The organism is Tahibacter sp., assembly GCF_032229445.1.
GTDB lineage: Bacteria > Pseudomonadota > Gammaproteobacteria > Xanthomonadales > Rhodanobacteraceae > Tahibacter.
The window spans coordinates 81,560-105,210 of the sequence record NZ_JAVTWC010000104.1 but is presented as its reverse complement, the minus strand read 5'-3'; the positions used below and the strand labels follow the sequence as shown (position 1 = coordinate 105,210).

General features: G+C 66.4%; 15 protein-coding genes and 1 pseudogene. 9 read left to right on the top strand and 7 right to left on the bottom strand.

Translation table 11 applies throughout. The annotated features are described in order from the left end of the window. Positions 1 to 4: 4 nt before the first annotated feature. Entirely contained in the window at positions 5 to 430 is a 426-nt protein-coding gene (locus tag RUU78_RS18810) for a DUF2170 family protein (RefSeq protein ID WP_313919082.1), read from the bottom strand. Between the two features lie 144 nt (positions 431 to 574). On the opposite strand from RUU78_RS18810, the gene RUU78_RS18805 reads away from it, so the two are divergent. Further along, complete coding sequence (locus tag RUU78_RS18805) at positions 575 to 1,549, top strand: hypothetical protein (RefSeq protein ID WP_313919080.1); 975 nt, start codon at positions 575 to 577, stop codon at positions 1,547 to 1,549. A gap of 168 nt (positions 1,550 to 1,717) precedes the next feature. Beyond that, a complete protein-coding gene (locus tag RUU78_RS18800; protein ID WP_313919078.1) occupies positions 1,718 to 4,627 on the top strand; it encodes a hypothetical protein in 2,910 nt (969 codons plus the stop codon). Positions 4,628 to 4,971: 344 nt separating this feature from the next. Here RUU78_RS18800 and RUU78_RS18795 read toward each other — a convergent pair whose 3' ends face one another. The 3 genes from RUU78_RS18795 to RUU78_RS18785 form a co-directional block, all read right to left on the bottom strand. After that, the gene (locus tag RUU78_RS18795; RefSeq protein ID WP_313919076.1) at positions 4,972 to 6,498 is read right to left on the bottom strand and encodes a hypothetical protein; all 1,527 of its coding nucleotides are present in this window, start codon (positions 6,496 to 6,498) and stop codon (positions 4,972 to 4,974) included. A 217-nt stretch (positions 6,499 to 6,715) separates the two neighbouring features. Then, positions 6,716 to 6,991 (bottom strand): hypothetical protein, encoded by a 276-nt coding sequence (locus RUU78_RS18790; RefSeq protein ID WP_313919074.1) that lies wholly within the window; start codon positions 6,989 to 6,991, stop codon positions 6,716 to 6,718. A 197-nt stretch (positions 6,992 to 7,188) separates the two neighbouring features. Continuing rightward, positions 7,189 to 8,730, bottom strand: a complete 1,542-nt coding sequence (locus tag RUU78_RS18785) for a hypothetical protein (RefSeq protein ID WP_313919072.1) — start codon at positions 8,728 to 8,730, stop codon at positions 7,189 to 7,191. A gap of 247 nt (positions 8,731 to 8,977) precedes the next feature. Here RUU78_RS18785 and RUU78_RS18780 point away from each other — a divergent pair, with 247 nt between their 5' ends. From RUU78_RS18780 to RUU78_RS18765, 4 genes are all read left to right on the top strand, one after another. Continuing rightward, the gene (locus RUU78_RS18780) at positions 8,978 to 9,730 is read left to right on the top strand and encodes a TonB family protein (protein ID WP_313919070.1); all 753 of its coding nucleotides are present in this window, start codon (positions 8,978 to 8,980) and stop codon (positions 9,728 to 9,730) included. Between the two features lie 79 nt (positions 9,731 to 9,809). After that, complete coding sequence (locus tag RUU78_RS18775; protein WP_313919068.1) at positions 9,810 to 10,343, top strand: sigma-70 family RNA polymerase sigma factor; 534 nt, start codon at positions 9,810 to 9,812, stop codon at positions 10,341 to 10,343. Positions 10,344 to 10,425: 82 nt separating this feature from the next. After that, the gene (locus RUU78_RS18770; protein ID WP_313919066.1) at positions 10,426 to 11,370 is read left to right on the top strand and encodes a FecR domain-containing protein; all 945 of its coding nucleotides are present in this window, start codon (positions 10,426 to 10,428) and stop codon (positions 11,368 to 11,370) included. Then, entirely contained in the window at positions 11,367 to 13,691 is a 2,325-nt protein-coding gene (locus tag RUU78_RS18765) for a TonB-dependent receptor plug domain-containing protein (protein ID WP_313919065.1), read from the top strand. The genes RUU78_RS18770 and RUU78_RS18765 overlap by 4 nt, the downstream gene beginning before the upstream one ends. A 25-nt stretch (positions 13,692 to 13,716) precedes the next feature. Here the strand turns inward: RUU78_RS18765 and RUU78_RS18760 are convergent, their stop codons facing one another. Together RUU78_RS18760 and RUU78_RS18755 are read right to left on the bottom strand one after the other, a co-directional pair. Continuing rightward, on the bottom strand, positions 13,717 to 15,246 hold the full coding sequence (locus tag RUU78_RS18760; RefSeq protein WP_313919064.1) for a S41 family peptidase: 1,530 nt from the start codon (positions 15,244 to 15,246) through the stop codon (positions 13,717 to 13,719). 144 nt (positions 15,247 to 15,390) lie between these two features. Continuing rightward, on the bottom strand, positions 15,391 to 18,933 hold the full coding sequence (locus tag RUU78_RS18755; RefSeq protein ID WP_313919063.1) for a S8 family serine peptidase: 3,543 nt from the start codon (positions 18,931 to 18,933) through the stop codon (positions 15,391 to 15,393). A 298-nt stretch (positions 18,934 to 19,231) separates the two neighbouring features. On the opposite strand from RUU78_RS18755, the gene RUU78_RS18750 reads away from it, so the two are divergent. From RUU78_RS18750 to RUU78_RS18740, 3 genes and pseudogenes are all read left to right on the top strand, one after another. Further along, positions 19,232 to 21,439: a patatin-like phospholipase family protein gene (locus tag RUU78_RS18750; RefSeq protein ID WP_313919062.1), complete on the top strand. Its 2,208-nt coding sequence runs from the start codon at positions 19,232 to 19,234 to the stop codon at positions 21,437 to 21,439. Positions 21,440 to 21,459: 20 nt separating this feature from the next. Then, a pseudogene (locus RUU78_RS18745) lies at positions 21,460 to 22,227 on the top strand (CoA transferase subunit A); the annotation flags it as partial. Positions 22,228 to 22,317: 90 nt separating this feature from the next. Further along, positions 22,318 to 22,947 (top strand): 3-oxoacid CoA-transferase subunit B, encoded by a 630-nt coding sequence (locus RUU78_RS18740; protein WP_313919175.1) that lies wholly within the window; start codon positions 22,318 to 22,320, stop codon positions 22,945 to 22,947. 133 nt (positions 22,948 to 23,080) lie between these two features. On the opposite strand, the gene RUU78_RS18735 is transcribed toward RUU78_RS18740, so the two are convergent. Next, the gene (locus RUU78_RS18735; protein WP_313919060.1) at positions 23,081 to 23,608 is read right to left on the bottom strand and encodes a DUF1993 domain-containing protein; all 528 of its coding nucleotides are present in this window, start codon (positions 23,606 to 23,608) and stop codon (positions 23,081 to 23,083) included. Positions 23,609 to 23,651: the final 43 nt, after the last annotated feature.

Genomic DNA, 23,651 nt, shown 5'->3' with positions numbered 1-23,651 from the left:
CACCTCAGACCAGGAAGTCGGCAAGCGCTGTCAGCGCATCGCGGCCGTTGTCGCCGAGCGTGGCCAGCTCCAGCGCCATGTCGGCGGCGGACGCGGCGGGGCTCAGCGCGCCGACCAGCACGAAGTGTTCGCCGATGCGGCCGAAGGAGGACAGCGGGACGCTGGGATTGAGATCGAGCAGGGTTTCGAGCAGTTTCCCGCGCAGGCGCGGCCTCACATCGGCATCGCGCCACAGGTAGCTGATGCAGAGCAGCTGACTGCCCGCGTCGGTGACGTAGATCGGCAGTCGCTCGCTACCGGCGAACGCGATTTCAATGACGGGTACTTCGCCGGCGACCGGAACGACGTCGATCGCGTCGACGAGGATCTGCCGTTTCAGCAAAGGCACTGCGGCCTTGATCAGATTGATCAGTCGGCGCCGGCTAGCCATGCTCCCCTCCGGGATGCGATCGGGCGAATACGATGGCCTGGACGCTAACCACCGCGACATAACATGTCAAGTCATAATATGTCGCCGTGGCCATGCTCGGGCGTGCTGGGTATGCTGCGACTACCCTTCCGGAAGCCTAGCCTCATGATCCTACGAAGACTGAGCGTTCTCGCCCTGCTGTCCCTCTTCGCCTGCGGCGCGTTTGCCGCCAAGGTCAAGCCGCCGGGCGCGGTACTCCGCGAAGCGACCACGAGCATCGCTTCAGTCGAATTCGCCGAGAACGGACCCAGCGGCCGGATGGTATTCCGACGCATCGAGAAGCTCGGCGGCGATGCGGAAATGCCCGAACTGATCGACTTGGCCGTACCCGAAGAACTGAGACACATCGTGCTGCCGGGCGAACGCTACCTGATCGCCTACACCATGTTCCGCCGCGAGGCCGAACAGATCCGCGCCGACCGCCGCGGCGCCCAGTTGCTGGTCACGCCGGGACTGGAACCGGCGCTGCTGCGCGACAGTCCCGAAAATCGCGCGATCCTTGCCTGGCAGGCCGGAGAAGACGCCGCCGCGGTCAAGGCGCGACTGCCGGAACTGCTCGCCCTGCTCGACGCCAGGGACCCGCAGCTGCAGAACTTCGCACTGTCGGAGATCGTCCTGCGGCCGCAACTGACCGAGGCGCTGGACGCGCGCGCGCGCAAGACGCTGCAGCGCTTCGCCGCCAGCCGCGAGGGGAATGCCAATGCGCGTGCGCGGCTGCTGCAGGCGGCCGTGGTGCTTCCGCAGCACTTCGGCACTGCCGGCTGGAAGGAGATCGCGCTCGACGTGATCGCCACCACGCCGGTACGCGTACAGCAGGTCGAGGGCAGCGCCAGCCTCGTTCGTTTCGCCTTCGACCTGATCGAGCGCGACCGGATCAAGATGCCTGCGGCGACGGTTTCGCGCTGGCTGGCCAGCGATAACGGCGCCCTCGCGGAAAAGGCTTTGCTGACCCTGCGCGCGCAGCATCCGGCCGAGGAAATTCCACGGCTGGAACAGGCGCTGTCGCTCTCGCTGCTGCCTGCCGGGACCCGCGAGTTCCTGCTCGACCACCGCCGGCGCGCCTCGCTTGCCCGCCAATGAGAACGGACGCCGCGATTCAGGAAAGCCACCGACTACGACTTTAGGCGGATCAGGCGCAATTGTTTTCCCCAAGAGAACGCGCGTTCGAGACTTGAAAGGCTGGTTCGTGCATCATCCGAAAGGCTGATATTCACTCAGCTTCAAGTCTCAATATCTGGGGGTACTGCAATGCTTCTCCGTCCCGGCTTTGCTCTGGCTGCCGCGACCGGATTCGCCACGTTGTTTGCGCCGGCCGTCATGGCGGCCGATGGCGTGGTAGTCGGTCATGCAATTCGTTCCGATGTTTCCCCGCCCATGCGCGACGTGCTCGGCGTTTATCCAGCACCGCAGGTCGGCGCCGACGGACAGGATGTCTACGTCGTACCCAACCAGTTCGTCAAACCCAGCTCGGCCGACATGAGCGCGTTCCTGCAAAGCTTGCGTTCGCGCAACGTGCAGGATTCGCCCAGCGGCACGCCGGCTCCGTCGACGATCCTCGCGGCCGATGGCCTGTCGCTCGCCGTCGGCGGCGGCGGCATCCCGCCGGACACCAACGGCGACGTCAGCCCCACGCATTTCATCCAGTGGATCAATACCAGCTGGGCCATCTTCGACAAGACCACCGGCGCGCGCCTGTCCGGCCCGACCGCCGGTAATTCGTTCTTCGCCGGCTTCGGCGGCAAGTGCCAGAACTCGAACTCGGGCGACCCGCTCGCGATCTGGGATGACCGCGCCCAGCGCTGGGTCATGAGCCAGTTCACGACCGGCGCGAATTCGAGCCAGTGCTTCGCGATCTCGACGTCGCCCGACCCTCTGGGCACCTACAACCGCTACGAGTTCGCCTGGCCGACCACGCCAGTGCAGGTCTTCGGCGACTACCCGCACATCGGCGTATGGACCGACGAATCGACCCGCCAGAACGCGTACACGATCGTCACGCACGAGTTCAACAACGCGAGCCAGGCCTTCCTCGGCGCGGCCTATATCGCCGTGGAACGCGACAAGATGCTCGCCGGCGCACCGGCGGCCCAGGTCGGCATCGTGCGCTTCCCGGGCATCGACGCGTATGGCGCAGAACCGGCGCACCTGGACGGCACGCTGCACGCCAAGGCCGGCAGCTGCGCACCGTTCGTCCACTTCGACGGGTCGACCGCCGAATACCTGTTCTGGGACATGTGCATCAACTGGACGACACCGGCCAGCACCACGCTGACCACGGTTCAGCGGATCCCGGCAAAGACGCCGTTCGTACCGAACTTCACGGCCGTTCCGCAGTTGGGTTCATCGGTGCCGCTCGACGCCTTCGGCACCCACATCATGTATCGCGCCGCGGCGCGCGTGTTCCCGCCGGGCTCGCCCACGCGGCTGTCGCTGGTCGTCAACCATGGCGTGCTCGGCAACAGTGAACAGGGTGGTATCCGCTGGACCCATTTCGATCTGTCGCAGATCAACCAGCGCTTCGACACGATCTTCACCGACGCCTTCCAGGCGGGCGGTGGCAGGGTGCTGGAAAAGGCCATCGTCGACGAAGGCACCTACGCACCCGATACGAACACGCGCTGGATGGGTGGCATCGCCATCGACAAGGGCGGCAATATCGGCGTCGGCTACAACGTCGGCGGCGCAACCATCAATCCGCGCCTCATGATCAACGGCCGCACGCTGAACGATCCGGACAGCACGCTGCGCGACGAGCAAGCCTGCACGCCCGCGACGACCGGCTCGCAGACCGGTTCGTTCAGCGGCCGCGGCCGCTGGGGCGACTACACCTCCATGAGCGTGGACCCGACCGATGACTGCACCTTCTGGTTCACCGGCGAGTTCTATCCGACGACCAGCAGCAACCAATGGTCGACGCGCATCTGCAGCTTCAAGTTCAGCGAATGCGGCCTGCCCGCCTTCAAGCTGGTCAGCCAGACCCCGCGCCGCCTCGAAGTCTGCGGCACCACGCCGGGTCCGGACCCGTCCTGGGATCTGCTGGCCGGCACGGTCGGCGGGTTCAATTCGTCCGTCACGCTGACCCCGAGCGGCCAGCCGGGCGGCACGACGCCGGCGTTCTCTGCCAATCCGATCAATCCGACGCCGGGCTCCAGCCTGTTCACGCTCGTGGGCGGCCGTGGCGCAGCCAGTGGCGAGTACGCAATCAACGTGTCCGGCACCGGTGGCGCGATCACCAGTGCGATCACGTTGGAGCTGGGCGTTTCGGCCACCGCCCCGGCCGTACCCACGCTGACCGCGCCGGCCAACGCCGCGACCGGCACCAAGGTACGTCCTGTGCTGACGTGGACGGCCGTTCCGGGGGCGCTGAGCTACGTGGTCGAAGTCTCGACCAACGCCGGCTTCACCGGCATCGTCGCCTCGGCTACCGTGACCACGAACAGCTGGACCGTCAATACGACGCTGGCCTCGACGACCCAGTACTTCTGGCGCGTGCGTCCGTCCAACTACTGCGGCGACGGCCCGACGTCGGCGGTGTTCTCGTTCACCACCGGAACGCCGGGCACCTGCCCGACCGGCACCACGCTGACCAATGTCGTGACCTACGGCTTCGAAGGCGGCGCCGAGCCGGCCTGGACCGCCGGTGCACCCGGCGATGCGGGCGGTACGGCCTGGTCGGCGGGCACGCCGATCGCTGGCACGACCGGCTTCACGGGCAACGTCTGGAAGGTGCCGAACAACACCGTCACCAGCGACCGCTCGGTGCTGTCGCCGAGCATCGCGATCCCGGCGGCGCAGGCAGTGATCCTGTCCTACGACAACTACCACAGCTTCGAAATCGACGGCGCCACCGGCTGCTGGGATGCCGGCTCGCTCGAAGCCAAGATTGGCGCAGGCAGCTTCACCCAGCTCCTCGCCGGCCGCTTCTTCTCGGACGGCTACAACGGCACGATCTCCGCTGGTGCACCGCTGGCCGGTCGCGAGGCCTGGTGCCGCCAGCCCAGCACGGGCACGGCCGCCAAGCGCTCCATCGTCGACCTCGACGACATGGCCGGCCAGACCGTGCAGCTGCGCTTCCGTGCGACCAGCGACAGCAATACCGCCGCTGCCGCGCCGAACGGCATGGAAATCGATAACGTCCGAATCGATATCTGCAACTGATGTAACCGGTTGCGCGGCTGCTTTATGCAGCCGCGTAACCGGGGGCGGCAAAGCGCTGTTGCAACCGCCGCCCAAACCTTCAACCACCGCCTTGCGCGGTGGTTTTTTTTTGCCTGGCGAAACCCGCGCAAGGAACGCGGATTGCCACTCGACGACTGCGAACAAAAAGCAGCCCGATCGCCGCGGCGATCAGAAGCGTTTGCCCGCGCGAGACACGGTAGCGCAACGACGCGGGCAGGAATCATCGAAAAGTGCAGCGTGCGCCGTACCGTGCGACGCACGCCGCCAACGTCGCGGGCCGTCCTGGCCCACGCCTGCCGCAAAAACCAGCGCGAACCCGACCGTCAGGGACAACTGCCCAAACGCGCGTTGGTGCAGGCACGTATGGCGCGATGCCGGAACGTCCCGCTGTAGTTCGACAGCACGCCAGGTGCCGTGTCGGCATTGATGTAGTTCACGACCTGGAACCCGGTCGCCGGCAAGCCGCTGTACACGTCTGCGTCGCTCGACGCGCGCAGCGCGTGCGGCTGCGACGGCAGATCGAGCGCAATACGCAGCCAGCCGGCCGCCGCGAACGGTCGCAGGTTGGTAATGAGGCGGGATCCCAGCACCCCTGATTCGGTCGGCGGCGTTGTGCTGCTCGCGTTCAACATGCTGATCACATTGACCGAGGTGCATAGCGCGGGAGGCAGTGCGACCGGGACCGGAAATCCGGGCGGCGCGCTGTTCGGCCGGCCTTCCTCGCGATCGAACGGCGTCAGCCCAACCCAGCTGCAGGACCGCGCGCCGCCATTGACAACGGACCCGTTGCTCTCGGCGCGCTGACCGAATGTGTAAGTGAACGGTGGCAGCGCACCGGCGCTGCCCAGCGGCAGACCGAGGATTTCCGTATCGACATAGAAACGCTTGGTCGGAAACATCACGACCCAGTCGGTATTCGACCCGACCGTCCGATCGACGTTGTATTCGTTGAGCAGCGTGGACGACATGAACACCGCGGATACCGCATCGATCGCCTGGCTGGGCTGGCCCGATGTCGGATAGACGGAGCGGAACAGCTCGCCGGCTGCATCGAACACATAGGCGGTTGCCACGCCAGGCGCCGTGTTGGCCTGCGCCAGCGATGGGGTCGGCGACCCGTTGGCCGAATAGAGCGGGATCTTACTGAAACCGCCGATCGCATCGGCGTTGTAGCCGTGGAACGTGCCCTGCGCCACGTTGACGATTCCGGCGGCGCCGAACAGCCCGCCAGTCGGCGGCAGTAGCAGGGAATTGGCCGGATCGATCGACTGGACGACATTGCAGTTGGCCGGAACGCCGGCCGCGTTATGCGTCACCGCCATGCGCAGCGATCCGCTGAGATCGGCCATCTGCAGCAGCTCGATATGGCCTTCGCGCGTTCGCGCGATATCGGTCGGTCCGGAGTCCTCGTGCGCACCGGTATACGCCAACGACCGGAAGGCCTGATACGGACGGCGGGCACCGAGCGAGCCGGTCCACTGGTCCTTGTTCGGCTGCGTGCAGCTGTTGTCCGTGGTAAATACGGCGGCACCGTCGCCGGGCAGACCCGCATCGCTCAGCGCAAACACGGTGCCCGACCAGACGTCGAACTCGGACAGGAACAGGTTGAAGTCCAGCACTTCGCGGGCGTTGTACCCCTCCAGGAAGCGGATCCGGACCGCTTTGGCGACGCTGCTCCCGTTGACCACGGAGATGATTGTCTGCTGACCCTTGTTGACCGTGTAATAGGGATAGATCAGCACCTGGCCGGTGCCGTCGGGGCTTAGCTCCAGCGCATGCGCGCTGTCGGCAAGGCTGGCGGCCGCGATGAGACTCGCCGCAACCGCAGCGTTCAGTGAAGTTCTTTTCATTGTAAGACTCCCGCAGACGAGGAATCAGCCTGCGTAGACGTGGCAGGAATGCCTTTGCCGGGCACATCCGTTCTCGGGCGGCGATGCGGCATCCACGCGCGGAACCGACGGCACCCGAAGGCTCGTGAAGAACGGTCGGAAAAAACCGCAGCGTGCGCCCCCACAGTGGGCACACGCTGCCAAAGCCGCAGGCCTTTCCCTGGCCTGCGTCCAACGCTCAGTGCGCGACCGAGACCATGGCCGCGAGACGCGTGGTTTCCACGTCCTGGCGTATCCAGGCGTTCGCCGCATCGATCGCGGCTTCGCGTGAAGCGACGATGCCGGAGGCGGACACGGTGCGCAGCCAGGGACGGAATACCTTCCAGCGCAGCGGCGTGGTCGGCGTGCCTTCGACGACGACGCGATAACCGAGTCGACGGTACGCGGCGACGCGTTGCAGGCGCGGACGACGTCCGGCGTTCATGACTCGATGCATATCGGGGATTCGATACATGGGCGCTATTTCCTTCAGCTGGAGCTATCGGATCGACACACAACCATCACAGCAGCGGCGAATTTCGGGCAAAGACAGGCCGTATCCGTGGCGCGCACGAATCCTTCCCAACCTTTTCGGGTTCTAGCGGCGACCTTCCCGGGCGCCTCGATGCAAAAAAAATACTTTTAAATAAAGTATCTTTCGCGTTATTCAGCTCATTTGCAGGACACCGTGTTGCGGCGACAGTCCTGCGTACGCCGCTGCGGATTGGCCATGCTGTAGTTCGCCAGCACGCCCGGCCCCGCTGCGGCATTGACGTAGTTCACGGCGGCGAAGCCGATCATCGGCAGCCCCAGCATCACCGTGCCATCTTCGGCCGGCCGCAGGCTGCGGTTCGCGGTACTCGCGCCATCCTGGTAGCGCAACAGGTCCAGCGTCATCCAGCCACCGTCGCGACGCGTGCTGCTGGAGACTGCCTGCAGTCGCACGCCGAGGGACGAACCCAGCGGCCGTCCGGCGAGCGGAACCATGTTGATGCTCGGCGAAACGGCAATCACCTGCGTGTTGAAACGCAGATCAATGCTCTCGTTCGTCGCCGGCGCCACGCTGACACGGCGTCCATCACGATCGCGCAGCGAATACGGCACCGCCATGGTGGCCGTGCTCTCACTGCCGCCAGCGCCCGGATAGATGCTGGTGAAGGGCTTGATCGCCGTGGTGCCGACGATGGCCTGATCGGTGTAGAACGGACGCGTCGGGAACGTCACGACCCAGTCGGTCGTCGCGCCGACGCTGGCGTCGCTGACGTAGTTGATGTTGACCGCGTCGGCCGTGAGCACGGCGCTGACCGCGTCGATGGCGCGCGCCTGCGCATACTGCAATTCCTGGCGCCGGTTCGGCAGGTCGATCGCCGCGGTCACGAGTCCGGTGGCCGGATCACTGATCGCATCGTCCAGACCGACCGACATTGCACTGGGCTCGAAATGATTGACGACCGTGCTGCGGCTGCCTTGCGGCACGTCGGACGGATCGGCGCGGAAATCGGCCAGCGCCGTGGCCTGATAGGCCATCACGGTGCCCGCAGAGACGTTGAGGATCATCGCCTCGCCACTGAGACCACCCGTCGGATTGGTCAGGTGGGTCTTGCGGTCCTGCGCCCAGTAGCCGCCGCCGGCATAGGCAGCGCCCAGCGAACTGCAGCCCGGCGGCAGTCCGTTGGAGACCGGCGTCATCGCCACGGCCGGCGGTGTTCCCGGAATGACCGTGCCGAGTTCGAAAATCTTGAGGGAGCCTTCGCGCATGCGGTCGTAGCTACCGGGACCGGAGTCGCGGCGCGAACCGCTGTAGTCGAACGGGAGCAGCCCCACGTACTGGCGTCCATCCGGCAAGGCGTACGTATCGAATTGCGGATAGGTACACGACGAATCGCCGGGGAGCAGGAAGGCCTCGTCGCTGTCACCGAGGCTGAAGGTCGTCGCCGTCCAGCTGTCGTAGGGCGCGAGAAACAGGTTGAACGCAAGCGTCGCGCGACCGTTGCGGCCCTCGTTCATGATGACCTGCAGCACCTTCTGGCGGTCGGTGTGGTTGGTCACCGTGTAGATCGTCTGATTGCCGCCGCGCACCGTGTAATAGGGGTAGATCAGCACCTGTCCCATGCCATCGGGATCAAGACGTACGGCACCGCACGTCGACGCAGACAATCCAATGGCGAGGAGTGTTGCGAGTCGGCTGCTCAGTGAAGTGATCAGGTTGGCCATGAATTCTCTTAGTCCCCGGCAAAGCCTGCGTTGACGATTCGCGGGCCTCGGTTTGCGTATTCACTGTGGGTAGACGCAGGTCGCGGCATTTCCCCCCAAGTGTCCTTTTCCCGAATAGTGCTGCATGCCTTTTCGCGCTACTGTGGCTACTATCCGCCGCCAGTCCTGTCGCAGTCCAACGTCAGCGATGCCGAGTTCGTCCTCCACCGCCGCTCAGGTTCTTCTGCTCGCTCCGTCCGATGCGGCCTTGCTCGCACCTCCGGACGCCGATGCCGTGGATGAATGCATCCTCGTTCCGATGGCGGCAGCTCCGCGGCGTCCCGCCTTCTTCGCCTTGCTGGTATCGCTGCTGCTGCACGCGCTGATCGGTGTGGCGTTGTGGCAATGGACGCGGGAACTGCAGCCGGCACCGGATTCGCCCATCCTGCAGATTCGCCTGCGCGCCGGCGGCGGCAAGCCCGCATCACCGGTGATTGCCGACCAGCCACCGGCGCCTGTCGCACCGCTCGCCGCCGCACCTGCACCGCCACGTCCGCCGACCCAGCAACCTGCGCCGCTACCACCCGAACCGGCAAAGACTGCCACATTGCCCGTTCCTGCGCCCGTGCTCGCATCACAGGAGCCGGAGCCAACCCTGCCGGCTCCGACCAGCCCGGCCGACATCGAACAGACCGGCACGGCCGTGCTCACTCCGCCGGTCGATCCGCTCGTCAACACCGCCACCGTGCGCGTCCTCGAATGGCTCGCGCAGCACCGTCGCTATCCGGGTCCGGCACGACGCGCAAAGCTGCAGGGCACGGTCGAGATCGTGGTCGTGCTGATGCCCGACGGCCGCCTGGTCGACCAGCGCATCGCGCAGAGTTCCGGACACGCCATTCTCGACAAGGCCGCGCTGGATCTGCTGCGCCGCGCATCGCCAGTCCCCGCATCGGCCTTCTTCACCGGCGAGGCGCGCCAGCTCGAGCTGCGCCTGCCGATCATCTACCGCCTGAGTATCTGATGCTGACGATGGCTTTCGCCCCGTCCGGCCCGCGCCGGCACGGCCCGACTCCCTGCGCTGCCGGCGGCGGCCGGCAGGCATGAATTCACTCCCGACCCGTTCCGCGCCGGATGCAGACGCCCAAGCCATCGCCGAGCTCTACGCCAGTTGCTACGGCGAGCTGGTGGCCTATCTGCGCCGGCTCTGCGCCGATCATGGCCAGGCCGAGGACCTCGCCCAGGAGGCCGGCATGCGCCTGATTGCCCAGGCCAGGCGCGAAGCCGTGGCCAAGCCGCGCGCGTTCCTGTTCCACGTCGCGACCAACCTCGCCCGCGACCAGCTGCGTCGGCGCATGGTCAGCGACGCGCACGCGATCGAGGGCGACTTCGACGACGGCCATGCGCCGGGCGCCGACCACATCGCGACCGTCCAGGAAGACGTAGCCCGGGTCAGCGCGGCGCTGAACACGCTGACGCCCCGCGCGCGCGACGTGCTCGTGCTCGCGCGCATCCACGGCCATACCCAGAAAGAGATCGCCGACCGGCTGAACCTGCAACCCAAGACGGTCGAGAACCACCTGACCCGCGCACTGGCCCAGCTCGGCGCGGCCCTGACCGGCAGGCGCCGGCAATGACTCCGGCCATGGCAGGCCGCCCAGTCCGCTCCCGCCGTTGGGGGCAAACCCGCACTCGCGCGTCTCAGCCGGGAACATGCCTATGAACTCGACCGAATCCCTGCTGCAACAAGCCGCCCGGTGGCACGCCATTGCCAGCGGAAGGGACTTGTCGGCCGAAGAAAGCCGCGCGCTGGACCACTGGCTGGCGCAGAACGCGCACCACCGACTGGCCTATGCAGACATCTGCGCAGCGGCCTTCGCGCTGGAACAGAGCCCTGCCGCCAACGATCCGGTCGCTGCCGCGCCGCGCGCGACGCGCACGAGCCGCCCCTGGTTGCGCTGGAGTCTTGGCGCGGGCGCGCCGCTGCTGCTCGTGTTCGCGCTGCTGGCCGGGCCGCGTATCGCGCCCAGCTGGCAGAACTGGAACAGTGATCTTTACACCGGCATCGGCAAGCCGCAGACGCAGGCGCTCGCCGATGGCTCGGTGCTGGAACTCGACACCGACAGCGCCGTGCGCGTGCGCATCGGCAGCGACCGGCGCGATATCGAACTGTTGCGCGGCCGCCTCGCGATTGCCGTAGCCAAGGATCCGAACCGGCCACTGCACGTGCTCAGCGGCGGTGTGGACGCCATGGCCGTCGGCACGCGCTTCGTCGTCGACCGCGGCGACCTCGGCACCGAGGTCGGCGTACACGAAGGCATCGTGCGGGTCAGCACCGCCAACGGCGAGCCGGTGGAGCTTCGCGCCGGGCAGCAGGCCTTCGTCGGAACCCGCGAGGTCGATGCACGTGTCGCTGCACTGGCGTCGAACGACGGCTGGACCCGCGGCGTCCTGAGCGTCGAACAGATGCCGTTGGCCAAGGTGCTGGCCGAACTCGACCGCTACCTGCCCGAGCGCATCGTGCTCGCCGACGACAGCCGCGCCGCGATGCCGATCACGGCCACGCTGCCGCTGGACGATCCGGCCGCCGCCCTGCGCGCCCTGGCGCAGACTTCGCAGCTGAGCCTGCGTCACATTCCCCGCGTCGCCTACGTCATGCAATGAGGCCGGCCCGCCTCGCCGGCCTGCTCGCCGCTGTCTTTCCGCTAGCTCTGCTCGCCGCCGGCGAGGTCGAACCGGTCTACGACATCCGGCTGGACAACGGCCCGTTGCTGGGCTGCCTGGAGCAGCTCGCCCTGCTCGCCAACGTCCCGATCGTCGACCGCTCCGATCGCGTCGCCAGCGCCGAATGCGCGCGCGGCCGGCTGCGCGCGACCTTGTCGCAGGCGCTCGACCACCTGCTCTCGCCTGCAGGTCTGGCCTGGCACCGGCGCAGCGACGGCGCCATCGAGATCGTTACGGCAGCGCCGGGCGAAAGCGTCAACCTGGCCGCGCTGACGATCGAAGATACGCCGCTGCCGTCGCTGGCACCGGTTACTGCGGCGACGCCGCCGATCAGCACCATGGTGCACGAGGCGATGAGCGTGACCCGGGTCGAACAGGAGCGCCTGGTCGCCTCGCCGCTGCTGAGCCTGAGCCAGATCGGCCGCTACGCCCCGAACGTCTACGCCAGCGGTGCGAGCCTCGCTATACGCGGGCAGGAACGCGATCTCGACCAGTTCAGCGGTCTGAGCGTGCGCCTGGATGGCATCGACCTGGGTACCAGCCTGATCGAAGGCGACATGGTGCCGGTCGAAGGCCTCAACGGCATGCAGTTGCAGCGCGGCCCGCGCAGCTTCGAGCGCGGCGGCAACGCGACCGCCGGTGCGCTGGACCTGTACACGGCCGCGCCGTCGGAATCGCCCAGCCTGCGCGTCAGCGCCGGCATCGGCAACGACGGCGCACTGCGCGGGTCGACAGCCTGGTCGACACGCTTCGACGGCAGCGAGAGCGGCCTGCGCGTCGCGCTGGAACGCCGCGTCATGCCCGACTACGTGCACGAGGTCTACGTGCCCGAAGCCAACCGCGACGAGCGCGTCGTCGATAATTTGTACACGAAACTCAACCTGGTGCCCGACTGGCTGCCGGGGTTCAGCATGGAATTCGCGCTGTTGGCCGTGTCCGGCGACGATCCGGCGCTGTACACCGCGGCCGGCGAGTTCCCCTTTCCGCTGTCGAAGGACCGCAACAGCTACGCGCGCGATACCGCGCGTACGCAGACGCAGGCGCTGGGCTCGGCGCTCAATCTGCAATACGGCAACGACACCTGGAACCTGCGCCTCACTGCGAACAGCACGCTCGCGCGCCAGGAAGGGCTGTGGCTGGGGTCGGGCTTCGGCCCCAGCGGCGATCTGAACAACGAACGCCGCCGTGCCGTCGGCCTCAGCGGCCGCTACACCGGCGACCACTGGGAGATGGCCAGCGGCATCGAATTCAGTGCCGTGTCGTTCGCCGACCTCGAGTCGGTCTGGGTCGCGGGCTTCCGCCGCATCGGCGACAACCGCCAGGACATGGATTTCCGCACGCGCAGCGGCTGGGTCTGGGTCGGTCGCCACTGGGGCGAAGACTTCAGCGTCGGCGCCGGTCTGCGCCAGGTCGAGGAAAAGGCGCAGCAGAACTACGTCAGCGTGGCCTGCAACGTCGAAGCAGAGCTGCTGCCACGCCCCGGCGTCTGCGCCGATCGCGAATCGCTGCTGCAGTTCCGGCAATACGGCCGCGTCGACACCAGCACACCGGTGCCTCTCGTCGTTGCCAACTGGTCCGTCACCGATACGCAGAGGCTCAGCCTGAGCCACGGCCGCGGCATCCGCAGCAGCGCCGGCGTGCGTCCGGAATTCATCCAGCCGGCCGAGCGCGACGACTCCACCCAGCTCGCCTGGCAGTCAGAGTGGCTGGCGCAGCGGCTCAAGGCGCGCGTCGCCCTGTTCCGCACGCTGATTCGTGAACGTTTCCACTACGTGACAAATAACATCGGCGCACGCGGGCGCGTATACGGCGCCGAGCTCGAACTCGACGCGCGCCTGAGCGAACGCTGGCAGGCGACACTGGGCCTGGGCGCGCTCAACGCACGCTACGACTACTACCGCTACTACAACGAAGATCCGACGCCGCGCCTGCCCGGCGCGCCGAAGTACACCGCGCTGCTCGGCCTGCGCTACGGCGCCGCGCAGGGCTGGTACGGTACGCTCGACGCGTACCACACCGCCGCGGCGGAAACGACGCTGGACATCAACCCCGGCAACCGCCGCCCCGCCTACAGCCTGGCCGACCTGCGCATCGGCTATCGTCTCGACGACGCGGATTTCTCGCTCGCGGTCACCAATGCGACCGACGCGCTGTATCTCGACCGCGTCGACTTCCGCTACAACGACCGCCGCCAGGAAACCCGCTACCGCCTCGGCGATCCGCGCCGCGTCGAACTGCGCTGGCAGTACGAGTGGCGCTGAGCTCGACGTTGCTGCGAATACGAGTTCACTCCCTGAGACGCGCTTCGGCCGCGGATATCCACGATGCGTCGTCGCCGGAGTGCGCTATCGCGGGAGCGATGTCCGGATACCTGCGCCGGCCAAGTGCGTCATTCACGTAGGCGGTGGTGAACGCGACCTTGTACGGATCGTTCAGATCGAATTCGTCGTTGGATGTGTTCAGACCGCCAGTGCGCTCGCCAATCAACGTTACGTATTTGCGGGACTCGAGGATCATCGCCAGGATTTCGCACGAGCTTACGCAGCCTTTGTCCACAAGCACGACGACCCGCGTATGCCTCGCCGGGTGTTTCAGTCCGCTCACGGCGACGCGGAGAGTGCCGCCTTCCTCGGCACCTTCAGACGTCAGCCTGACGGGAGTCTTCGTGCCGCCGGCGTGCTCCCAGTAAGCGACCGGCTTACGTCCAGGACCAATGAGCGGAGCAACCGCGGCGAGCATCGCGTAGACGTTGCCGCCGCCATTCCCTCTCAGATCGACGATCCAACGCGACACGTCCCGCGAAACAAGCGTCGAGATCGCGCTGCCTGCCGCCTGTGCATATCGATCGCTTTCGGCGCCCAGATCGACCGCAGCCGCGGCCAGCCTCGCGTACCCGATGCCGGACTCCAGCTGCCTGACGTCGTGCGAACGCGAGGAAATTCCGGAGCCGGATGGCACGGCAGCCTTTCGGTAGACCCGACTGTGGGCATTGTCCGGAAGATTCCGGACGAGACATTTGGCGAATGGAACGGTCGGATCGTATGTGTACGGAAATGCGTCAGGCTCACATGTCTTGCGGACATGCGCCCAGTCGACTGCGTCCGCCCGAAAGTAGCGGGACCTGAATTCGCCGAGGATTCTTTCGATTTCCGCCCTAGTGCCGGCGGCTGCCGGCCGCACCAGATCCTGCGCAACCGCCGAGACCTCGACGGACCGAACGTCGAGGCTTGACCCGAACGGTGCACTCAGGAAGACATCCAGCGTGCGCGCTTCTCGCGGGACAGGCACATAGGTACGACACTGCGCCCAAATTTCCCGTTGCTTGGGGCAAGGCGGATAGTCGAAGTCGGATTCCAGAACGACGCGGGAATCGTTTCCGAGCACGCGGTAGCCGAGCCCCGCGATACCTCTGGCGTCTTCTCCACGAACCTCGAAGGATATCTCCAGCCATCGCGCCTGCGTGTCGGCGATGTCAACGCTGGTGCGGATGCCGGAGCTTCCGTCGACCACCCGGTCGAGCCGATAGAAACCGACTCCGTCGGCGTCGGCCTCCACATGCCCAGGATGATCCGTCGTCCCTGACCTGAACACATTTCCGGAAGCGTCATCCCAACGTGCGCTCAGGATGGGCTCGGCGCCTGCGGCGGGTTGAATCATGGCAGCGGCGATGGACGCTGCCGCGACCACCGACAGAATCTTGCGGATCGGCATTCTCTTCATTTTGACCTCGGCGATCAGGAACGGCGAATTCGCGCCACGCCGGAAGATCGTCCCACGATATCGGCCGAAGTTGGACCGGTCATCGGAGGCAAGCACAAGCAGCTATTTCACGACAAAGCCAACCGGAGAATCCATCACGCGCCTGGCGTCCGCGCGGAAAACGACACGGCCGCTTTCGCGGCCGTGTCAGTGAGCAATCGCGATCGATGGCACCGCCTCACGGCGGCGCCATCGGCTTGCTTACGGCGTGCAGCCCCTTACGCTTACGTCATCGATGGCCCAGGCCGGATTCGGCTCGGCGACCGACGAATCGTTGCCGAGACGGAAGCGGAACTTGACACTCTGGCCCGCCAGCGACTGGATGTCGACGACGGACTTCAGATACGGCGCACCCTCCGCGCACCAGGCCTGCTTGTTGGCGAGTGGGTTGTTGTACTGCGCGGTGACAAGACCGTCGTACGGATCGGTCAGCAGACCCGTCGTGACCTGGGTCCAGGTCGTGCCGTTGTCGCTGGAGCTCTCGAGAATCGCGCCGTCGAAGCAACCCGCGCTCGCGGCCTCGATCGACTGCCGGTTCCAGAACGTCAGGGTCAGGTTGCTCAACCCGCCCGGCACGTTGATCGCCGGCGACACCAGGGCCTGATCATTGACCACCGCGAAGTTGTTCGCCTGCCACGCGCGTGTACCGCCGTGCGCATTGGCTGCGGCGCGCACCCACGAATCGGTACTGTTGATACCCGAATGGGTCCAGCCGTTGTCGCTGGTTTCCATGTCGTCGGTGAAGACCGTCGTCGACGTGCTGTCGACCGCACAGTCGCCCGGCAGCGGCTGGGTCGTGAAGTTGTTGCCGATGATGACCGAGGTCTGGAAGTCGTTCGCGAAAATGCGGTCGACCGGCGGCAGCGTGCCGCCCGTGCCACAGCTGTTCGAGGCGAACACGCGCCAGTAGAAGCGCTGGCCGCCCGGCAGTTCCGGCGACACCGTCCAACTGGTCTGGTCCGTGGTCGTGGTCGCGAACACGGTCGAGAAGTCCGGCGAGCGCGACACGATGACGGTATACGTCGCCGCTTGCGCCACGGCATTCCAGGTCAGCGTGGGACTGGCCGGCAGATTGCTGGCTCCGTTGGCCGGCGTGATCAGTGCCGGCGCGGCCGGCGTGACCGTGTCGACGGCGATGTCGAAGTCGAAGCTCTTCGTGATGGCGCCCGCCACGCCGGTGACCGTGGTCGTATAGCTGCCCGCGGGCACCGCGGCGGTATTGGTCAGGTTGAACGTCGCCGTACCCGGCGGCGTCACCGTCGTCGGCGCGATCGCGGCGGTGGCACTCGGCGGAGCGCCGCTGACGCTGAGGCTGACCGGCGTGGTGAAGCCGGTGATCTGACCGACGTTGACCGGCGAGCTGAACGTGCCGCCGGCGCAGACCCGCGCCTCCGGTGTCGTTGCGCTCAGGGTGAAGGAAGGCGCGCGCGAGCAGTTGTAGCAGGTGATCGCGAAATCCTGATCGGTTGCGTCGCCCGTGTTCGGTACGCCGTCGCCGCCGATGCCCGTGCCGGTCACGCGGATCGTCAGGTCGCCGGTGGTGCCGGCCGGCAGGAACACCGCTTCGTAGTTGTTCCTCGAATCAGCCACGCCGCCGCTCGTGCTCCACTGGCTCGTGAACACGTTGCCGAGGTAGGTGCTGGCGCCGTTGCCCACGCGCAGATCGAGATTGTTGACCTGCGGTGCCGACGAGTTCAGCGCGCCCGGCGCGTCGGTATACGCCATCGCCACGCGCACCGGCTTGGTCGGATCGGCCACGCCCACGGTGATCTCGTAGAAATCGGCCGTGTTGTCCAGCGTCGTGCTCTGGTCGACCAGCACCTTCGGCGTCGCGTCGAACATCAGCGACAGATTCGGCATGCCATAACCCTGGTCGTTGCTCGGCAGGTTGTCGTTGGCGTCCGCACCGGTCAGATAGATCGGATGACCGATCAGCCAGGTCTTCATGAGCGCCGGACTCGGCGCGCGCGAACCGCCGACTTCGTCGATGGTGCCGGCGGCCGCGCCGACGCCGCCGCGTTCGATCCACCAGTACGACAGCGACGCCGCACCGGCGACGGCCGGGGTCGAATGGCTGGTGCCCGATGACGCCGCGAACAGGGTCTGCGCCGGCGGATAGTATTGGTCACAGACGCCGTTGCCGTTGTAGCCCGAGAACAGGCTCGCGCGCGCCTGGATGTGCGTACCCGGCGCGATCACTTCAGGTTTGGCGCGCTGACCCGGTGCCGGACCGCGGCTGGAGAAGTCCGCCACGTCCATCGCGTTGTCGGCATCGGTCGGACCGGAATTGCAGCCGTCGGTCCAGCCCGGGCGCACATTTTCCGAGGCGCCGACCGTGATGACATTCTTACCCGCGCCCGGAGAGGACACGCTCGCCGGTCCAGGGCCGTCGTTGGCGGCGGCGAACAGCTGGATCATTTCCTGGTTGCCCGCGACGGTCAGGTCGGCATCGCGCGTACCGATGTCGTAAGCCTGGTCCGAATCGTCGTAGACGGTCGGCGGGATTGTCGCACCCCACGAGTTCGTGTTGATGCGCGTGCCCTTAGTGTAGATGCTCCTGATCACGCCGGCATCGGTACCGCCGCAGGCCGTGATGCTGTAGCCCGGCACGAAGATCGCCGTGCTCGCCACGCGCCCGAACGGGTTGATGCCGATGCCGAGCTGATAGCCGTCCGCATCGCGGTTCGGCGCGCTCGCAGTCACGTCGTAGCCCGCGACGATGCCGGCGTTGAGCGCGCCGTGCCCGTCGACCGCGCCGACCGAGGTCGTGGCCGAGCTGGAACAGTTGTTGAAATAGACGACGCGGCTGGCCGCCGCCGCGCTGCCGCCGACGTGCAGCATCTGGTCGGCCGTGTTGACCGCGGTCACACCCGTGCCGCCCTCATGGATCGGGCTGTCGGTCACATCGACGATCGGATACTCGGTGTGGTCCGTGCTGAACCCGCGCGCGGTGAGCCAGGCGATGTAGTTCGGTGCTGGCGCGGGGGCCGGTGGCGGGATCTGGCCGGTCATGATGACGCTCTGCTTCTCGTCGAAGCGGCGGAACACGTTCTGCGGCAGCACCGCGACGACGTCCGCGCGCTCGGCGATCGCGGCGATGTCCGACACGCGCACGCGCAGCTTGATGTTCTGGAACGCCAGCACCGGATACCAGTTCAGGTCCAGCTTGCCGTTGCCGACCGGCCCCAGCGAACCGGGTGCCAGACGCGCGCGCGCAGCGATGAACTTCTGGGTGTCGGAAGCGCCGTCATGCCGGTACATCTGCACCGTTACGTCGACTTCCTCGTTGCCGGCCCCGCCTTCGACGCGCGCGGCCAGGCGTGGCTCGACCTTGAGGTAGCCGTGGAACGGCGAGGAAAACTGCAGCCAGTCCGTGCTGTTGCGCAGGTTTTCCAGTTCGTTGCGGCCGGCGCTGTCGGCCCAGACGATGTAGCCGTTGCTCGCGATGTATTGCAGCGGACGGATGCCGCGTGCGCTGAGCTGGTCCAGCCAGCCTTGCCGCACGGGTCCATTGAACTGGATCAGCTGCAGCGACGCACCGGCCGGCGACTGCAGCGTGAACGGCGCGGCGGCGCGCATCGTGTCGCGCTGGGTATCGAAGGGCCGCGCCAGGAACAGCATGTCCGCTTCGGGATCGACGGCGGCGGACGCCGCAGCGGCGTGGACGACAGGGAAAGGCAGGCCGGCAACACCGGCCGCGCCCACGAGCGCGGCTAGAATTGCCGCGGTGATTGGCTTACGCATGGAACCCCCAGCAAGTGGAAAAGAGGAGAAACGCAACAAATGCGACTCCGCAGTCACGGTTCCCTGTTTGCCGTAGCGGCGCAGCCACCATCATGCGGCAGCGCGATTCCCGGAGGAGAGGCGCGTTGCCACCGCATCTGCAGCCACCGGTGCGGCCGTCATCGGGCTGGGCACCGGCAGGCACAATCTTCGTAAATTCGCACAATGTCCGGTCCATGGCATGCAGCCGGACGCCGAGCAACAATACGTCAACGATAAGCCGCAAGACCTATACAGATCCGCCCAAAGGCCCGGTTTCATGAGATTTTTACGACGACTTCCCATTCTCTTGCTGCTCGCCCTGCCGTTGCCGGCGCTAGCCAAGACCTGCCTCGTGCTCGGCGGTGGCGGTGCGCGCGGCGCGGCGCACATCGGCGTACTCAAGGTGCTCGAGCGCGAGCGCATCCCGATCGATTGCATCACCGGCACCTCGATGGGCGCGATCGCCGGCGGCCTCTATGCCGCCGGCTACGATGCCGCGGCGGTCGAGGTGGTGCTCGAGGGCATCGACTGGAAGGACATGTTCCGCGACGACCCCTCGCGCGAGGAACTGCCGATGCGGCGCAAGGAAGACGAACTGCGCTTCCTCGGCGGCATCGAACTGGGCCTGAAGGACGGCAGCATCGCGCTGCCGCGCGGCCTGGTACAGGGACAGAAGCTGCAGTTGCTGCTGCGCCGCCTGCTGCTGTCGACGGCACAACTGCCCGACTTCGACCAGCTGCCGATCCCGTTCCGCTCAGTCGCGACGGATATCGGCAACGGCGAGAAAGTGGTTTTCAGCGACGGTGATCTGGCCATGGCCATCCGCGCGTCGATGTCGGTGCCCGGCGCCTTCGCCCCGATCCGCTACCGCGGCCGACTCATGGTCGATGGCGGCATTGTGGACAATGTACCCATCGACATCGCGCGCGAGATCGGCGGCACGCGCCTGATCGTGGTCAACGTCGGGGAGCCGCTGCTCGACGAGGACAAGCTCAATTCACCGTTCAGCATCGCCAACCAGATGCTGTCGACACTGATGAAGCGTGAGACCGATCTTCAGCAGTCCACGCTCGATGCCGCGAACGACCTGCTACTCGTGCCCGACATGGGCGACATGACCAGCGCCGAGTTCCACCGCGCCGGGGAAGCCGTCGCCGCCGGCGAGCGCGCGGCCGAGGCCGAAATTGCCGCGCTGCGGCGCTACAGCGTCAGCGAGAGTGAATATGCCGCGTTCCAGACGCGTCACCAGCGGCGCGCGTTCGATCCGCCGCTGATTGCTTTCCTCGACGTGCTGCGCGGACGCAGCCGCACGGCGGCGTACGTCGAACAGCGCCTGTCCGGCACGGTCGGCAAACCGCTCGACACCGAGCAGCTGGAGAAACACATCGGCCTGGCCTACGGCGACGGCAGCTACGAGCGCATCACCTATGAGCTGGAGCAGCGCGACGGCCAGACCGGCCTCGCCGTGCAGCCGGTCGACAAGGGCTGGGGCCCGAACTTCCTGCGCTTCGGCCTGCGCCTGTCCGACGATTTCGCCGGACGCAACAGCTACCAGCTGATTGGCGAGGTCAACTTCACCGGTCTCAACGAGCGCGGCGGCGAATCGCGCAACCGCATCGAGCTGGGTCGCGTGACCGGCCTGCACAGCGAGTTCTACCAGCCGCTCGGCAATGCCGGGCAGTTCTACGTCGCGCCCTACCTCGACTACCGCGCCTACAACTTCCCGCTCGGCGTGGAAAGCGCCAGAGCCAACGACGCGCTGGCCGAATACCGTCGCAGCCGTTCCGCGGCCGCGCTCGAGGCGGGTTACACGCCGAACTCGACCTGGCGACTGTCCAGCACACTGTCGTATGCCTACGACGAGGCGCGCCGCCGCGTTGGCCCTCCGGATCTGCCGGGCAGTATCAGCGACACCTACGGCGGCATCATGCTGCGCGCGACGCGCGACAGTCTCGACGACTCGGGCTTTCCGAGCCGCGGCACGCGCCTGGACCTGTCGCACGAATTTCTCGTCGGCGGGGTCGACACCACGACGACGTCGGACGTCTCGCGCCTGAGCTGGGACACCGCCTTCTCCCACGGCCCCAACCGCTGGCTGCTCGGCGCACGCGTGCACTCGGCCGGCGGCGACGGCGCACTGCTGTCGACGTTCGGCACGCTGGGCGGGCTGGGCAACCTGTCGGGTTTTACCGAGAACCAGTTGCTGGCCAACCAGATCGCGCTCGGCCGCGTCGTCTACTACCGGCGCCTGACCGATGCGACACGGCTGATCTCGGTGCCGGTCTATCTCGGCGGCAGTATCGAAGCCGGCGGCATCTGGGATTCGCGCGAGGCGATCAACCACGACGATCTGATCGGCGCCGGCAGCGCATTCCTCGGCGTCGACACCTTCCTCGGCCCGCTGTTCCTCGGCTTCGGCCACGCCGAGGGCGGCAACAATTCCTTCTACCTGACCTTCGGCTCGCTCCTGCGTTCGGATCCGTAGGGAGCGTTCCCGGAAGTACAATGGAGCGATCACGCGCGGGCGTACTACGCTCGCGCCGGGTTTCACCAGCCGATCCCTACCCGCCACCGCGCCGCCACCTCGGCAGCGCGCGCACGCGGATCACCGCCCGATTCAGACGAAAAGGACGTACCGTGAAAAAGGTCTACAACTCCGCCGCCGAAGCCCTGGACGGACTGCTGTTCGACGACATGACCCTCGCCGCCGGCGGCTTCGGCCTCTGTGGCATTCCGGAAAACCTGATCCAGGCGCTCAAGGACGCCGGCACCAAGGGACTGACCATCGTCGGCAACAATGCCGGCGTCGATGACTTCGGCATGGGCCCGCTGCTCAAGACGCGCCAGATCAGGAAAGTCATCGCCTCCTACGTCGGCGAGAACAAGGAGTTCGAACGCCAGGTGCTGGCCGGCGAACTGGAACTCGAACTCACGCCGCAGGGCACACTCGCCGAACGCCTGCGCGCCGGCGGCGCCGGCATCCCGGGCTTCTATACGCGCACGGCCTTCGGCACCAAGCTCGCCGAGCAGCGCGAGACCAAAGCATTCGACGGCAAGGAATACGTGCTCGAACCGGCGATCACCGCCGACGTGTCCATCGTCAAGGCGTGGAAGGGCGATACCTTCGGCAACCTCGTCTATCGAAAGACCGCACGCAATTTCAACCCGATGATCGCGACCTGCGGCAAGGTCACCGTCGCCGAAGTCGAGGAACTCGTCGAGGTCGGCGAACTCGAGCCTGACCAGATCCACACGCCTGGCATCTACATCGACCGCATCGTGCAGGGCAGGAGCTACGAAAAGCGCATCGAGTTCCGCACCGTCACCGGCGGTGACAACCGCACGGAAAACCCCGTACGCGACATGATGGCCCGACGCGCCGCGAAGGAGCTGCGCGACGGCTACTGCGTGAATCTGGGAATCGGCATCCCCACGCTCGTCGCCAATCACATCCCGGCCGGCGTCAATGTCACGCTGCAATCCGAAAACGGCCTGCTCGGCATCGGTCCGTTCCCGACCGAAGACAATGTCGACGCCGACCTGATCAACGCCGGCAAGCAGACCATCACCGCGATCCCCGGTTCGAGCTTCTTCTCCAGCGCCGACTCCTTCGCGATGATCCGCGGTGGCCACATCGATCTGTCGATTCTCGGCGGCCTCGAAGTCTCCGAGAACGGCGACCTCGCCAACTGGATGGTACCGGGCAAGATGGTCAAGGGTCCCGGCGGTGCGATGGACCTCGTCTCCGGCGTCAAGCGCGTCGTCGTGCTCATGGAACACACCGCGAAAGACGGTTCGCCGAAGATCCTGCCCGACTGCGTCCTGCCGCTGACGGGCAAGAAAGTCGTCAATCTCATCATCACCGAGCTGTGCGTGTTCGAGGTCAAGGAAGGCGGCGGCCTGCGCCTGATCGAACTGCACGAAGGCGTGGGCCTCGAGGACGTCAAGGCCAAGACCGGCTGCGCATTCGAGATTGCGGAAGGGTTGAGCTGAATTTACCGGCGGCGCGCGCACGGCGCGCCGCCGCATCGCGTAGCGTCAGGTTGCACGCGCGCGAAGCTCAAGGTGCCGGTTGGAGCGCGCACAGCGGCGTTGCAACCGGCGCACCACGCAGCGCACGAGCGGCTCAATGGCCCGCCTTGATCCGCGGCATGCCCATGAAATCGCGCTTCCCGATCGGCAGGCCTTTCGAACGCAGGATGTCGTAGGCGGTCGTCGCGTGGAAATAGAAATTCGGCTGCGAGAACGACAGCAGGAAATTCTCGGCGCTGAAGTCCAGCTGCCGTTCGCCGGCGACGAATTTCATGTCGCGGCCAACGAACCCGTTCACTTCGTCCGGGCTGATCGCTTCGAGCGCCGCCACGGTCTCGTGCAGACGCTGCTTCAACGCATCGAAAGTCTCCGGCGGCGGGGTGTTGTCGGGGCTGAAGCTACCGTTGCGCACGCCTTCGATCGCTCCCAGCGAATGCACCGCCGTGGATTTGATCTGATAGGTGAACGGCCGCATGTCCTCGGCCAGCCGCGCCTGCAGGAACGATTCGGCGGCGATGCCGTTGTCGCGGCAGTACGCATCGGCCTTGTCGATCAGCGCCGACATCGAGCGCAGCATCTGCAGATACGAGGGAACGGTTGCCGCGTACAACGAAAACGTCATGCCAGTTCTCCGTGCCGGACCATCCGGCATCACGCAAGTATAC